The sequence below is a fragment of the Limosilactobacillus pulli genome (genome assembly GCF_947381555.1).
GTDB lineage: Bacteria > Bacillota > Bacilli > Lactobacillales > Lactobacillaceae > Limosilactobacillus > Limosilactobacillus pulli.
On sequence record NZ_CANCWQ010000039.1, the window covers coordinates 1 to 13,432 of the forward strand.

A 13,432-nucleotide genomic window follows, 5' to 3' on the forward strand; every position below is an offset into this window, starting at 1 on the left:
TTGTGACGACACCATTAAAGACCTTTATGGGTTTTTCTGTCCACTAAAATGTTCAACTTAAATTTTACAATCTGCCACAAAATAAACGGCCAGGGCACCCTTATGCCCAAGCCGTTCATCAAAATTTTTAGTTTGCTGAATCAGCCGACCCGATTCTCCCGCAGAATGTCTTTAACCAGCTGATCCGCCTCTGGGGTTCGTTTCCATTCTTCCCAGTGATCCATTGACTCATCCTGCATTTGATAGTGCGTATTGATAAAATGCTCATATTTGATCACGTTTTGTGAGTGTGGGATATTAAGCTTTAAAATGCGAACTTCCTTAATAAAGCCCCGCTCGGCAGCCAGCTCGGCCCGACCGTTATGTACCATATTGCCGATTTCATAATACTTGGTACCGTCATTGCGCGTAATTTCTTCAATTAAGGTAAAGACTTCATGCTGTTCTTCCATTTAATAATCCCCCTTCATGTCTATTGTAGCAGAAAACAAAAATCATCGCCGTGGACCGACGATGATTGGCATAAGAGAGAAAGAGAATTGATTAGAAGGTAAATACTTAATACCTTGTGACTTTATATTACAAAATTTTGTAAGCGCTGTCAACAATTAACGATAGATTTTTATGACTTTATGCATAAAAAGAAGGTTTCGGCAATACCGAAACCTTCCTTTGATAATTTATTGTACCGTAACGGACTTAGCCAGGTTACGTGGCTTATCAACGTCCAGACCCTTGCCCAGACTGGTGTAGTAAGCCAGCAATTGAGCTGGAACGACACTAAGCAGCGGCGTCAGCAGTTCGTCAACGTCTGGAATAATGATATTGTCGTCTTCACGTGCCAGATGACGAGAAACAATCGTCAAAGCAGCGGCACCACGCGACTGCGTTTCTTCCAGGTTGCTGCGCGTCAAGCCAGCCGTACGATCCTGCGTAATGATGGCAATTACCGGCGTCTGGTTTTCGATCAGGGCAATCGTACCATGCTTGAGTTCCCCAGATGCAAATCCTTCTGCCTGAACGTAAGAGATTTCCTTAAGCTTTAAGGCAGCTTCCAAAGAAACCGACCAGTCGATGCCACGACCAATGTAAAAGGCATTGCGTGGCTTAGAGAGATAGCGTGATGCCAACGCCTCAATGTCTTCTTTGGAATCCGTGATTGACTGCATCCCGTTGGCAATCGTACCCAACTGGTGCTTTAAGTCAAAGTCCTGAGCAGCATCGCGACTCAAATACTCGCCAAGTGCCTTAGCCAAGATAGCTTCAACGGCGATCTGTGCCGTGTAGGCCTTGGTTGAGGCAACGGCAATTTCTGGACCAGCGTACAAAAGCAGCGTAAACGTAGCCTCACGCGATAGCGTTGACTTGTCAACGTTAGTAATCGTCAGACTTGGCCAGTTGTGCTCATTAACGTGAACCAGCACCTCACGACTGTCGGCCGTTTCACCACTTTGCGAAAGGAACAAGAAGAATGGCTTTTCGCTCAGCAATGGCTGCTCGTAGGCGAATTCAGAAGAAATATGGACCGTCGTTGGTACGCCACAAAGCTTTTCAAACATCCGTGCCCCGATTAGACCGGCATGATAGCTGGTCCCGGCACCAATGATGTAAATATGGTCAGACTCGGCCATAGCCTTCAGCAGCTTTTCGCTGACCTTTGGCTGATCATCGCTGTCAAAGTATTCTTGAACCAGCTTGCGCATTACGGCAGGCTGTTCATCGATTTCCTTTAGCATGTAGAATGGATAGGTACCTTTATCGGCAGCGCTTGGATCCATGTCAACCTTAAAGGAATCGCGTTTCTTTTCCGTCCCATCGAATTCTTCGATCGTGACATTGTCTGGCTTAACGATAACCAGTTCATGGTCGTTGATTTCCATAAACTCGTTGGTCTCGTCAATCATTGACATAGCATCGGAGCCAACCATATTGTAGCCTTGGCACAAACCAACCAACAATGGGCTCTTGTTTTTGGCAACAAACAGCGTATCGGGCTGTTCACGATCCATTAAGGCAAAGGCATATGAAGAGTCCGGACTGATCAAGCGCAGTACTTTGAGCAGGGCATCTTTGGTATCCATCTTGTAGTCAACAACAAACTTGTCAACCAGTTGGACGATTACCTCAGTGTCGGTCTGGCTCTTGAATTCAACGCCCTGCAGGTATTCTTCTTTGAGCTGCAGGTAGTTTTCGATCACACCGTTGTGAACCAGGTAGAAACGTTCATCATTGGAGTAGTGAGGGTGCGCGTTGGTTTCACTAGGAACACCGTGCGTAGCCCAGCGGGTGTGGCCAATCCCTGCCATCCCTTTGACTTCTGGCGTCAAGGCTGCCTCTAAGTTGCTGATGCGGCCTGGGCGCTTAACCAGGTAGTCATGTCCTTTTTCGTCGTTGACGTAGATGCCGGCTGAGTCGTAGCCGCGGTATTCCAGCCGCTTCAACCCGTCGATCAGAATGGAAACGCTGCGATCGTTTCCAGTAACACCAACAATTCCACACATAATATTTCCCATCCTTCAATAAAATTGGTATAGATAACTTTAAAAACAAGCTATTATTTAATAACACTATTGTATATTAATAATTGCCGGCCCCAATGTCAATCGATTAACCTCGATTGGTATAGAGTCGGCAATTTTTTAATGGTACCAATGGCGTCACGACAACGATCGCACCTGCCTTGGCTTGTTCAAATATTTACTAAAATTATTTAACTTCCAATTCGCGACGGGCAACTTCGGCAATTTTTTCAACATAGCCATGTACCAGTTCTTTGGTTGGTGCCTCGGCCATGATCCGCAGCAATGGTTCCGTACCAGAAGGCCGTACCAGTACTCGGCCATCTCCATTCATTTCCTTTTCAACATCAGCAATCACTGACTTCAGAGCTGGATTTTCCATCGCCGACTGTTTGTCAGCCACGGTAATGTTGACCAGCTCTTGTGGATACGTCTTAACGTCTGAAGCCAGTTCCTTAATGCTCTTGCCGGTTGCCTTGATAACCTGCAGCAATTGCAGTGCCGTCAGCATCCCGTCACCAGTCGTATTATGATCTAAGAAGATAATATGGCCGGACTGCTCGCCACCTAGGTTGTAGCCGGACTTCAGCATTTCTTCGACAACATAGCGATCGCCAACCTTGGTTTGAACGCTCTTCATACCGTGGGCTTCCATGGCCTTGTACATGCCCAGGTTGCTCATCACGGTCGTTACGATCGTATCCTTTTTCAGACGGCCATTTTCATTCAGATACTTGCCGCAAATATACATGATCTTGTCACCATCGACCAAGTTACCCTCATTATCGACGGCAATGCAGCGATCCCCGTCACCGTCAAAAGCCAGCCCCAGGTCAGCCTGATTTTCAACCACGGCTTTTTGCAGACTCTCTGGATGCGTGGAGCCACAGTCCAGGTTAGTATTCAGCCCATTTGGATTGGCATGGATTGGCGTAAAGTCAACGTTTAAATCGGCAAACAAATTGGAGACAAAACCGCTGGTAGCACCATTGGCCGCATCAACAACGACTTTGAGACCGGACAGATCCGTTGAAATCGTCTGTTCCAAAAACGAGGTGTATTTCAAAGCTCCTTCATGATAGTCTTCAACCGTTCCCAAACCGGCATCGGATGGGCGGGGCAAGGTATCTTCTTTTGCATCCAAGAACTGTTCGATCTCATATTCCAGCTCATCGGAAAGCTTGAAGCCATCACTGCCGAAATACTTGATTCCATTATATTGAATCGGATTGTGGCTGGCCGTGATCATAACCCCGGCATCAGCACCTTGGGCCCGAACCAGGTAAGCCACGCCAGGCGTTGTTACAACCCCTAAGCGCAATACCTCGATGCCGACTGAAAGTAAGCCGGCAACCAGGGCATTTTCCAGCATCTGACCGGAAATTCGCGTATCACGGGAAACCAAAACTTGGGGCTGCTTGCGTTCTGAGTGCCGCGTCAAGACATAGCCCCCGGCACGGCCAACCTTAAAGGCCAACTCAGGACTCAGGTCGCGATTAGCCACACCACGAACGCCATCAGTTCCAAAATATTTCAACTTCATGTTTCTCCTCATTTCTGGGCTAAATAAGCTCCATTAAAATTCACTATGTTTGATTATACTACTTTGTGCTATTTTCGCTTGCCGAAACCGATGAATTATTTACCTGGCTGCTGACAGACGAACTAGCAGAACTGCGCTTGGACAATGATGAGCTCTCAGAGTCAGCGTCACTGACCGTACTGGACTGCGTATCAGTTAAGCTGGCATCCGACGTGCTGCTTGAGTCTTTTGAGTTGCTTGCCGTCTGGCTGATCGGTACGGTTACGGAAACCGTATTTGGTATGATCACCACGTTCATGGTCTGACCAGCCTCATTGGTTGCCTGCAGGGTTACCGTGCGATGCAGCGTACTTTGCGTATTCTTAGGCACGTTGACATAGGCAATAACCTTGGCAACCTGCTGCACCTCACTTTTAGCACCGGTAATCTGTACCTTTTCCAAGGCCGCTTTTGGCGTTCCGACTCGATAGCCGTCATTCAGACTTTTTGAGCTCAAGCGAACTTCAACCGGCACCGTTGCGGTATTGCGCGATTGGATATTAACCTTGATTTTGGCTGGATTGATCGAATAGCTTAATTCCTTATTCAAACCGGATGCCTTTAAGCGGACCTCATGCTTGCCCACACCTAGATTGGTCAGATCGGCAGTAACCTTGAAATTCTGCGTGTTGGCAGTCGTCGTCACCAAAGCGGAAGGGCCGGTGATCTTGATCTTGACATATTGTGGATAGCCGGTGACTACATACTTTTCCGAATTCGACTCAACTTCAAGCGGAATCTTGAGCGTCTCAGTCTTATTGGCCATCAGCGCACTGTTTTGGCCGTTTTGTGACGATTGGCGCGTATCGCTGCTTTTACTGCCGGTAACGTAGACAAACAGCAGAATCGCCAGAATCAAAGAAACGATCCGCAGTACCCAGACATGGTCAAACAGACCTAACTTGTCATTTTTCATGCTGATCGCCTCCTTGCTTGCGGAAACGCCGCATTAGGCTGGTAAAAAAGTTCTCCGGTCGTGGATGCTGTGATTCCTCGGTATAGAGCTGCGCCCGCAAAAACTTCAGATAGTCCTTGCGCGACATACCACGCATCAGTTCATTATCTTTGGTAATCGAAATCTCGCCCGTTTCTTCAGATACCACAATCGTCAAAGCATCGGTGACCTCGCTGATTCCAACGGCTGCACGATGCCGTGTCCCAAGATCTTTGGGAATCAGTTTGGAGTCAGACAGTGGCAAATAGGCAGCTGCCACGGCTATGCGATTGTTTTTAATGATGACGGCACCATCATGCAGCGGCGTGTTAGGAATAAACGTATTGATCAAAAGCGCGCCGGTTACCTCGGCATCCAATGGAATCCCGGTTTCGATATACTCCTCCAAACCGGTTTCCATTTCAATACAGATCAAGGCCCCGATTCTTCGCTTAGAAAGATACTGAATCGCTTGGTCCAGCTGCCTGATCAGATCCTCCTCTTTTTCATTGGCCTTAGGGGTGCGGGCAAACAAGGCGCCGCGTCCCAGATGCTCCAACCCTCGTCTGATTTCTGGCTGAAAGATCACGACAATGGCAATGACCCCCCAGTTGATGACCTGATCCATGACCCAAGAAACCGTACTGAGTCCGATATACCAGCTGATCAGCTTAACCAAAATGATGATCAAAATCCCTTTGAACAGCTGTACGGCCTTAGTTCCGCGTACCAGCATCAGCAATTCGTAGATCAAAAACCAGATGACCAAAATATCAATCAGGTTGACCAGATTATGCCAGGTCAGGAGTAATGCAAGAAACTGCAATGATTTTCTCTCCCTTCTGCCTAAAACAAAATTCTTAAATATGATTATATCATCAAAAATATTCGTTATTTAGCCTATCTACCACGTTGTCTGTTATGCTAGGCATAAGAATTTTTTAAGAGGTGGTTTTTTGCCTAAACTATCCTATCAATGGAAGCTGCGGCTTTATTTTCTGATTCTGCTGACGACTTTGCAGCTGCTGCTCAAGTCGCCATTTAACTTTATGGTTTTAAACGTTTTTTTGGCTTATTTGCCAATCGAGTTCAGCTTTTGGGTGCAGCATTTTGCTGATCGCCGCTCCTTGGCTTTTTGGGCACTGCTGGTCTTATGGCTGGTTTTTTATCCCAACACGCCCTATGTCATGACCGATCTTTTTCATCTCTCATGGCTGCATCCTCATACCAGTACAACCGGTATTTTACGCTCCGATCCTAAAATGTGGCTGGCCTTTGCATTAATGGTGCTTTCAGCATTCAGCTGTGCGATCTTTGGTACGGTTGAGATGACTCGCATCAGCCGGCTTTTGGAGAAAATGCTGACGCCTAAAATCACCGGCTTTCACTTAATCTGGATTGCGCTCTTCTCTTTTCTGGCCGGCGTTGGTATCTATATCGGCCGTTTTTTGCGGCTGCACTCAATCTACCTTTTCATCACGCCTTCATGGTTTTTTAAACAGCTTTTAAGCATCTGGAGCTGGCCAATGCTTGAGTTCGTATTGATCATGACTCTGTTACAACTGCTGATTTATTGGTGTCTGCAGATGATCAGTCGCACCGATTTTATGTGATTGGCCAAACGTTGATTTATCAGCGTTTGAACTGTCAGCCAGCTACTGTGCTCAAGCATCATCATCTATACGTAGTTAGGGGCTGAGTTAATTTTTGAAGCTGAAAAAAACTAATTTTTCTGACAAAATAAAACAACTTTAATAATGGAAATGGCCGAAGATCAACGTTTTAAACAACGCAATCTTCAGCCATTTTTCTATTTTGAGACTTTATTCCCAGGCTCTTGAATAAATCAATTTATTAGGCTTCGCGGCCGATAATTCGAACCTCGGTTTCCAGACTGACGCCAAACTTTTCTTTAACAGTCTCTTGCACGTGATGGATCACGTTTAGGTAGTCCGTTGCCGTACCATGGTCGACATTAACGATAAAACCAGCATGCTTGGTTGAAACCTGAGCTCCGCCTGAAGTATATCCTTGCAATCCTGCATCATGAATTAATTTACCGGCAAAGTATCCCTCGGGACGCTTAAAGACCGAGCCGCATGATGGCAGTTCCAGAGGCTGCTTGGCGGCACGCCGGGCGTTAAGATCATCCATCATTGCCGTAATCTCTGCTTGATTACCAGGCTTAAGCTCAAAAACAGCTTCCAAGACGATCCCGTGATTGTCTTGAATTGAGCTGTGACGATAGCCAAAATCGAGTGCTTCGTTGTCATAGTGCTTGATCGTCCCATCAGGCAGCATTGCCGTAACCTCAGCAGCAACGTTTTTGGTCTCACCACCATAGGCACCAGCATTCATAAAAATGGCCCCACCAACACTGCCAGGGATGCCGGCAGCAAATTCCAGACCACTCAGTGAATGATCGCGAGCCACCTTGGTTGTCTCAATATATGAGGCCCCAGCCTGAGCAATGACGCGGTTGCCTTCAACTTGAATCCCATTCATTTGAGTCAAGATCATCGTTAGGCCTTCAATACCGCCATCACGGACGATTAGATTGCTGGCATTGCCGATTACCGTCAGCGGCATGGTATTTTGATCAGCATATTGAACCAGCTTTTCGACTTCATCAACGTTTTTGGGAAACGCCAGCCAGTCTGCCGGACCGCCTGTCTTGGTATTGGTATACTTTGACAGCGGTTCGTCTTTTAGAATTTGAATATCAGAAAATTCCTGCATCAGATTATTTGCCATAAATTCGTTCTCTCGCTTTCTCAACAAAAATTCGTCAATCTTTTCTTATTGTAGCATTGTTTGTTTTGGATTTTAATGTTCTGAACCCTTACAATAAGATCAGATAATTTTTTGTGAGGTTGATTGCAATGACCAAATTTGTTTCATGGAACGTCAATGGCTTAAGAGCCGCGATCAGGCACGGCTTTATGCAAACTTTCAACGATCTGGATGCTGATTTTTTCTGCGTTCAAGAAACCAAACTAGCGCCTGGCCAATTGGATCTTGATTTGCCTGGCTATCACCAATACTGGAACTATGCCGAAAAAAAGGGCTATTCAGGTACGGCTATCTTTGCTAAACAGGCGCCCTTAAACGTTTTCTACGGTATCAATGCGCCTAAGTTTGATCACGAGGGACGCGTCATTACGCTTGAGTATCCCAATTTCTACCTTATTAATACCTACGTGCCCAATTCTGGTGCCGAGTTGAAGCGGCTGGACTTTCGTCGTGGCTTTAACTCCGCTTTTTATGATTACGTCAATCAGCTCAGTCAGCAAAAAAGTATCGTTTGGTGTGGCGATCTCAACGTAGCTCATCAAGAAATCGACTTAAAAAATCCGCAGAGCAATCATCATCATCCCGGTTTCACCGATGCGGAGCGGCAAGATTTTTCCAAGCTGCTAAAAAGCGGGTTTACCGATACGTTCCGCTATTTCTATCCTGATCAAGAGCACAGCTATTCTTGGTGGAGCTATCGTTTCCACGCTCGTCAGCGCAATGCTGGTTGGCGGATTGATTATTTCGTTGCTTCAGCCGATCTTGACTCACATTTGATTGATGCCAAGATCCATGATCAGATTCTTGGCAGTGATCACTGTCCCGTTGAATTGGACGTTCAGCTGCCCAGTCTTTAATCACAGGAGGAATTTTTATGAATTTTGTGGCAATGGACTTCGAAACCGCCAGCGGCAAGCGCTGGTCGGCCTGCTCGCTTTCTTTGGTAATCGTCCGGCAAAATCAAATCGTTGATGAATTCTATACCTTAATTAATCCCCAGACGCCTTTTTTCTGGCGCAACGTACAGATTCATGGCATTCATGAAAGCGATGTTGCTAACGCCCCGATTTTCCCTGAGGTCTGGGATCACATCCAACCCTTCTTTGATGCCAACAAGCTGGTGATTGCCCATAATGCCGTATTTGACAACAGTGTTCTCAAAAATACGCTGACTCATTATGAACTGCCGGTACCGCGCTTTTTATCACTGGATACGTTAAAGACCAGCCGCCAGTTCTGGCCACAATTGCCCGATCACAAACTCAACACCATCTGTAACGCATTAAACATTGATCTGCATCATCATCACAACGCTCTTGATGATGCCCAGGCCTGTGCCAATATCTTGCTGACGCAAAATCACCAATTTGGTCCCGAAATGCTCAAACCATTTATTAAAAGCGTCTGATCATCTTCAATACAAAAAGCATCGTCAAAATTGGCGATGCTTTTTTGGATCGGCTGACTGCCGATCAAGAGAGTTTTAATGATGCCTTTAGAAAGGCTAGTCAGTCATGGTCCGTTTCAATATCTCAACGTCCCATGGCTTAAGCTGAGCTTTGGGTGCAGCCTGGGTCAAAATGTCGATAAATCCAGCCTGCTGCAACTCAACCGGTAAAGGTCTTGCTTCATTTCTCATATTGAGCACAAAATAGAGTTCCTGACCATTTCTAACGCGGCGGGTGATTTCCAGATCGGTCTTTTCTGTGCACAGGCGCTTAAGATCGGTCTTTTCAACAACCCGATCAATCACCTGACTAAGCCCGTCATGATCCAGCCGCGTGCCGACATACCAAGCCTGACCCCTGCCAAACGAGTTTTCGACCACGGCAGGCGTACCAGCATAAAACTCACTGGCATAATGAGCCAGCACCCGCGCTTTTGAACTGGTTAGATGAATCTGATCACAAAGCAGTCGTCCGTTAAAGCTGACTTTTGGGTTATTTTCAAAAGCGACCTGCACAGTCTGACCAGGCACCGTGGCATCAGTTTCTTCAACCCAGATTCCCAAAATCTCACTCAAAGGTCCCGGATAGCCGCCCAGATAAACATTATCAGATTCATCAACCATCCCAGATGCATAAGTAGTCAGCAATTGGCCGCCATTTTGAACATACGCACTGATTTTTTCACCCAGTCCCTTTTTTACCATATACAGAATCGGTGCCACAATCAGATCATATTGAGAAAAATCATCGTCCGTACCAATCACGTCAACCGGAATCTGGCGCTCATAAAACTGCTTGTAATAGTCCAGAATCAATGGCACGTATCTCAGATCTTGCGTAATACCGGCTACGTACTCAAACGCCCAAAAATTGCTCCAGTCAAACACAATGGCTGCTTTGGCGGGGATGGCGGCATCTTTAAAGGCCCTACCCGCTTTTTTCAGATCATGACCCAGCTGTGCGACTTCTTGAAAAGCCCTGGTATCGGTACGCCGCGAATGACTGATGACGGCGCCATGGAATTTCTCAGAGCCCCCTACGGCCTGCTTGAGCTGGAAATACTGAACGGTATCGGCCCCGTGTGCGACAGCTTGCAGCTCAGTTGCCCTCATTTGGTTGGGCCGTTTCAAAGGACTGTATGGCTGCCAATTGACTTGCGATGGCGTCGATTCCATCAGCATAAACGGCTGATGCTTTAACCCACGCATCAAATCGTAGCGAAACGCAGCTTCATAAGCAGGCTCATCATAGGCCGGATAGCTGTCATAGGCAATAATGTCTTGATCTTTGGCCCAGGCATGATAATCAATCCACTTATTTGGCGTCCCATGAAAATTGGTCAAAATCGGTGTTTGATCGTCATATTCTTCAATCGTCCGCTTTTCCAGATTATACAGATCCAACATGGTATCAGACTGAAAGCGCAGATAATCTACTGACAGCCCCGCCACGATCGTATGCGTGCCCTCAGCTCCCCAAGCGTCGCCCAGCTCATTGGGCACTTGAATCTCATCCCAGTCATAGATCGTATGGCTCCAGACACTGTTGTCCCAAGCACGATTTAGATTATCCAACGTCTGATAGCGCTGTTTGAGCCATTTTTGAAAGGCTAATCGGCAGTTTTCGCAATAGCAGTTGCCGCCATACTCGTTATTAACGTGCCAAGCCACGATATGCGAATTGTCGGCATAGCGTTTTGCCAATTGGTCAACCAGATTTTTTGCCAGTCGGCGATAGTTGGTCGAGCTGGGACAGAAATTATGGCGCTGGCCAAAGACATGCCGCCGTCCTTGATAGTCGACTCGTGCTACGTCTGGATATTTTTTAAACATCCAGGCCGGCATAGCTGCCGTTGACGTTGCCAAAACAATCTTAAAGTCGGCTTGACTTAGTTTTTCAATAATACGATCCAGCTTTTCAAAATGATATTCACATTCACGTGGTTCCAAAAGTGCCCACGAAAAAACATTGATCGTTGCCGAATTGATATCGGCCTGTTTAAAAACTGCGATATCCTTATCCCAATCGTTTTCTGGCCACTGATCAGGATTGTAGTCACCACCATATAAAACAGTTGGCAGTCCTTTTTTCATAATCTCTCCTCCCAGCCTTTACTTTTTGATCTCCGCTTTGGCGATCGGCTGACCATGGACAACCTTGACGCCGGTCTCAAATTCTTGCAGCTGTACTTTTTGTGGCTGGGTCAAGAACGTTACGACAATATCATCATAGCCGCTTTGTAAGATCAGGTCACGATTGAACTCTAACAGCAGCTCATCGGCATGTACCGTCTGTCCTTCCTGGAAGTGCGTATTGAATCCTTCGCCTCGCATGTTAACCGTACCGATACCAACATGAATGACTAGGCCAACGCCATTTTCAGCCTCGATTTCAAAAGCATGCCGAGTTGAAAAGGCAAAGCGGATCTTACCGTCAAATGGTGCATAGATGCGTCCATCAGCGGGCTTAATGGCAAAGCCACTGCCTGGAAAGCCTTTGGTGCCGTCCTCATTAGTGACGTTAGCTAAATCAACAACCTCACCATCAACCGGTGCCAACAGCGTCACCGCTGCCTGATTTTCGTCAAAGACGGTTTCTTCGGCATCATTACCGGCTGCCAGTTCGGTCTTTAATTCTTCAACTACTTGGGCATGCTTCTTTTCGCTAAGCGTAACCTTGCTTAAGAAAATAACGATTGAAAGCAGCGCCAGTACCATTGGAATATAGAAAGCCATGCTGTCAAACGTCCGAATGCTTTTAGCAGTCATATCGGCTGCCGTGGCTCTGCCAGTCATACCACAGGCCAAAGCGATCCAACCAACCAGACCGTTTGAGATGGCCCCGGTTAATTTATCAATCATTGGTCGTACTGCCAACACAACGGCTTCGTTACGCTGACCGGTCTTAAGCTGACCATATTCAATTGCGTCCGTCAGCGTCAAAACGGTAACCAACTGCGCACAGTTGACGTTGAACAAAACCAGTCCCAAATCCATGACATAAACGTTGCTGCGGCCAAAGATAAAAATCAGATAGGCCGCAACCATGCAGCACTGACCAATTGTAAACAGCCATTTTCTTGGTACGTACTTGTTAAAAATCGGGAACAGCGGACTGACAAAGAAGCCCACGATCGTAGCAATGACCCCAACAACCCAGAAATGATCAGGCTGACCGATTACAAACTTGTACAGATAGAACAAAACGCCATTGGTAATGACATAGGCACATGAATACATCAAATATGCTAGCGCTGGCCACATAATCTGATCATTATGAAAGATTGCGGAAAAGACGTCTTTGATTGACGTCTTTTGCTTGGCCGACTGCCGAATGATATTATCGTTTTCTTTAGTGCCAAGGCAGACTGCCAAAGCACTTAAAAGCGCCAGCACCGTTACGATCGCCGCAAAAGCAAACCAGCCGGCTGGACCCTCATTGCGGTGTCCAGTTGCCAGGTAGGTAAAGGTCGTTACAATCGGTACCACGATGATCGTCAAACCGTTCCAGCCGATCGTACCGGCAAAAGCTCCCAATGACGTATAGATACTGCGCTCATGTGAATCTTCACTCAGCGCTGGTACCATGCCCCAATATGACACATCGGAAAATGAATAAAAAATATCAAATGTAATGAAAATTACAACGAACAAAACGGCAAACAGTACCCAGTTTACCTTGGCCAGGCCAAAAATCCCGGTAAATAATACCAAGAGCAGTGCGCCGCTGACAATGTTACCCCATAAAATCCAAGGCTTGAACTTCCCCCAGCGAGTGTGCGTGTTGTCGACAATATTACCCAGCAATGGATCAATCACCAACTCGATGATCCGCACGCCAACAATCAAACCGGTGATCAAGCCAATCAAACGGTCGGCAACTGATTTGCTTAGTCCGGCAAACATGCCGCTGGTAACGAAAATAATGAAATAATTGCTCATTACGCCATAAAAAGCAGAGTGGCCAACGTTTCCAAAACAAAATGCCGAGCGCGAAATCCACTGCTGCTTAGTTAAATGCTGCCGTGGTGCGGCAGCTTTGGTGGTAGTATCCACGATAATGCCCCCTTATTTACTCTCGGCACTATTGCCTGTCAAGTATACAGTTTAAATAGAAAAATTATTTATGCGGCTTGAGCGCGGAACTTTTCTGCGCT

At 46.6% G+C, this 13,432-nt stretch carries 11 protein-coding genes; 3 read left to right on the forward strand and 8 right to left on the reverse strand.

Annotated features, from left to right (window positions below; translation table 11 throughout):
• Positions 1–140: 140 nt before the first annotated feature.
• From QOS03_RS08445 to cdaA, 5 genes are all read right to left on the reverse strand, one after another.
• Complete coding sequence (locus QOS03_RS08445) at positions 141–452, reverse strand: hypothetical protein (protein WP_169461238.1); 312 nt, start codon at positions 450–452, stop codon at positions 141–143.
• A 228-nt stretch (positions 453–680) separates the two neighbouring features.
• Entirely contained in the window at positions 681–2,501 is a 1,821-nt protein-coding gene (gene glmS / locus QOS03_RS08450) for a glutamine--fructose-6-phosphate transaminase (isomerizing) (RefSeq protein WP_169461239.1), read from the reverse strand.
• Between the two features lie 205 nt (positions 2,502–2,706).
• On the reverse strand, positions 2,707–4,062 hold the full coding sequence (glmM, locus tag QOS03_RS08455) for a phosphoglucosamine mutase (RefSeq protein ID WP_283576095.1): 1,356 nt from the start codon (positions 4,060–4,062) through the stop codon (positions 2,707–2,709).
• A gap of 58 nt (positions 4,063–4,120) precedes the next feature.
• On the reverse strand, positions 4,121–5,017 hold the full coding sequence (locus tag QOS03_RS08460; RefSeq protein ID WP_283576096.1) for a CdaR family protein: 897 nt from the start codon (positions 5,015–5,017) through the stop codon (positions 4,121–4,123).
• Positions 5,007–5,861, reverse strand: coding sequence for a diadenylate cyclase CdaA (gene cdaA / locus QOS03_RS08465; RefSeq protein WP_283576097.1), 855 nt, complete (start codon positions 5,859–5,861; stop codon positions 5,007–5,009). The genes QOS03_RS08460 and cdaA overlap by 11 nt, the downstream gene beginning before the upstream one ends.
• Before the next feature lie 130 nt (positions 5,862–5,991).
• Here cdaA and QOS03_RS08470 point away from each other — a divergent pair, with 130 nt between their 5' ends.
• Entirely contained in the window at positions 5,992–6,648 is a 657-nt protein-coding gene (locus tag QOS03_RS08470) for a DUF1361 domain-containing protein (RefSeq protein ID WP_272216083.1), read from the forward strand.
• Between the two features lie 241 nt (positions 6,649–6,889).
• Here the strand turns inward: QOS03_RS08470 and murB are convergent, their stop codons facing one another.
• A complete protein-coding gene (gene murB, locus QOS03_RS08475) occupies positions 6,890–7,789 on the reverse strand; it encodes a UDP-N-acetylmuramate dehydrogenase (RefSeq protein ID WP_272208564.1) in 900 nt (299 codons plus the stop codon).
• Between the two features lie 128 nt (positions 7,790–7,917).
• On the opposite strand from murB, the gene QOS03_RS08480 reads away from it, so the two are divergent.
• Positions 7,918–8,685 (forward strand): exodeoxyribonuclease III, encoded by a 768-nt coding sequence (locus tag QOS03_RS08480; RefSeq protein ID WP_283576098.1) that lies wholly within the window; start codon positions 7,918–7,920, stop codon positions 8,683–8,685.
• Positions 8,686–8,702: 17 nt separating this feature from the next.
• Positions 8,703–9,236, forward strand: a complete 534-nt coding sequence (locus QOS03_RS08485) for a 3'-5' exonuclease (RefSeq protein WP_283576099.1) — start codon at positions 8,703–8,705, stop codon at positions 9,234–9,236.
• Positions 9,237–9,332: 96 nt separating this feature from the next.
• On the opposite strand, the gene QOS03_RS08490 is transcribed toward QOS03_RS08485, so the two are convergent.
• Together QOS03_RS08490 and QOS03_RS08495 are read right to left on the reverse strand one after the other, a co-directional pair.
• Positions 9,333–11,369: a beta-galactosidase gene (locus QOS03_RS08490; protein WP_283576100.1), complete on the reverse strand. Its 2,037-nt coding sequence runs from the start codon at positions 11,367–11,369 to the stop codon at positions 9,333–9,335.
• A gap of 18 nt (positions 11,370–11,387) precedes the next feature.
• A complete protein-coding gene (locus QOS03_RS08495) occupies positions 11,388–13,274 on the reverse strand; it encodes a glycoside-pentoside-hexuronide (GPH):cation symporter (protein WP_408612094.1) in 1,887 nt (628 codons plus the stop codon).
• Positions 13,275–13,432 lie beyond the last annotated feature (158 nt).

What these genes read in the sequence shown, in the direction of transcription:
- QOS03_RS08445 (WP_169461238.1), bottom strand. Translation starts at nt 452, where the DNA reads ATGGAAGAACAGCATGAAGTCTTTACCTTAATTGAAGAAATTACGCGC.
- glmS (WP_169461239.1), bottom strand. Translation starts at nt 2,501, where the DNA reads ATGTGTGGAATTGTTGGTGTTACTGGAAACGATCGCAGCGTTTCCATT.
- glmM (WP_283576095.1), bottom strand. Translation starts at nt 4,062, where the DNA reads ATGAAGTTGAAATATTTTGGAACTGATGGCGTTCGTGGTGTGGCTAAT.
- QOS03_RS08460 (WP_283576096.1), bottom strand. Translation starts at nt 5,017, where the DNA reads ATGAAAAATGACAAGTTAGGTCTGTTTGACCATGTCTGGGTACTGCGG.
- murB (WP_272208564.1), bottom strand. Translation starts at nt 7,789, where the DNA reads ATGGCAAATAATCTGATGCAGGAATTTTCTGATATTCAAATTCTAAAA.
- QOS03_RS08480 (WP_283576098.1), top strand. Translation starts at nt 7,918, where the DNA reads ATGACCAAATTTGTTTCATGGAACGTCAATGGCTTAAGAGCCGCGATC.
- QOS03_RS08485 (WP_283576099.1), top strand. Translation starts at nt 8,703, where the DNA reads ATGAATTTTGTGGCAATGGACTTCGAAACCGCCAGCGGCAAGCGCTGG.
- QOS03_RS08490 (WP_283576100.1), bottom strand. Translation starts at nt 11,369, where the DNA reads ATGAAAAAAGGACTGCCAACTGTTTTATATGGTGGTGACTACAATCCT.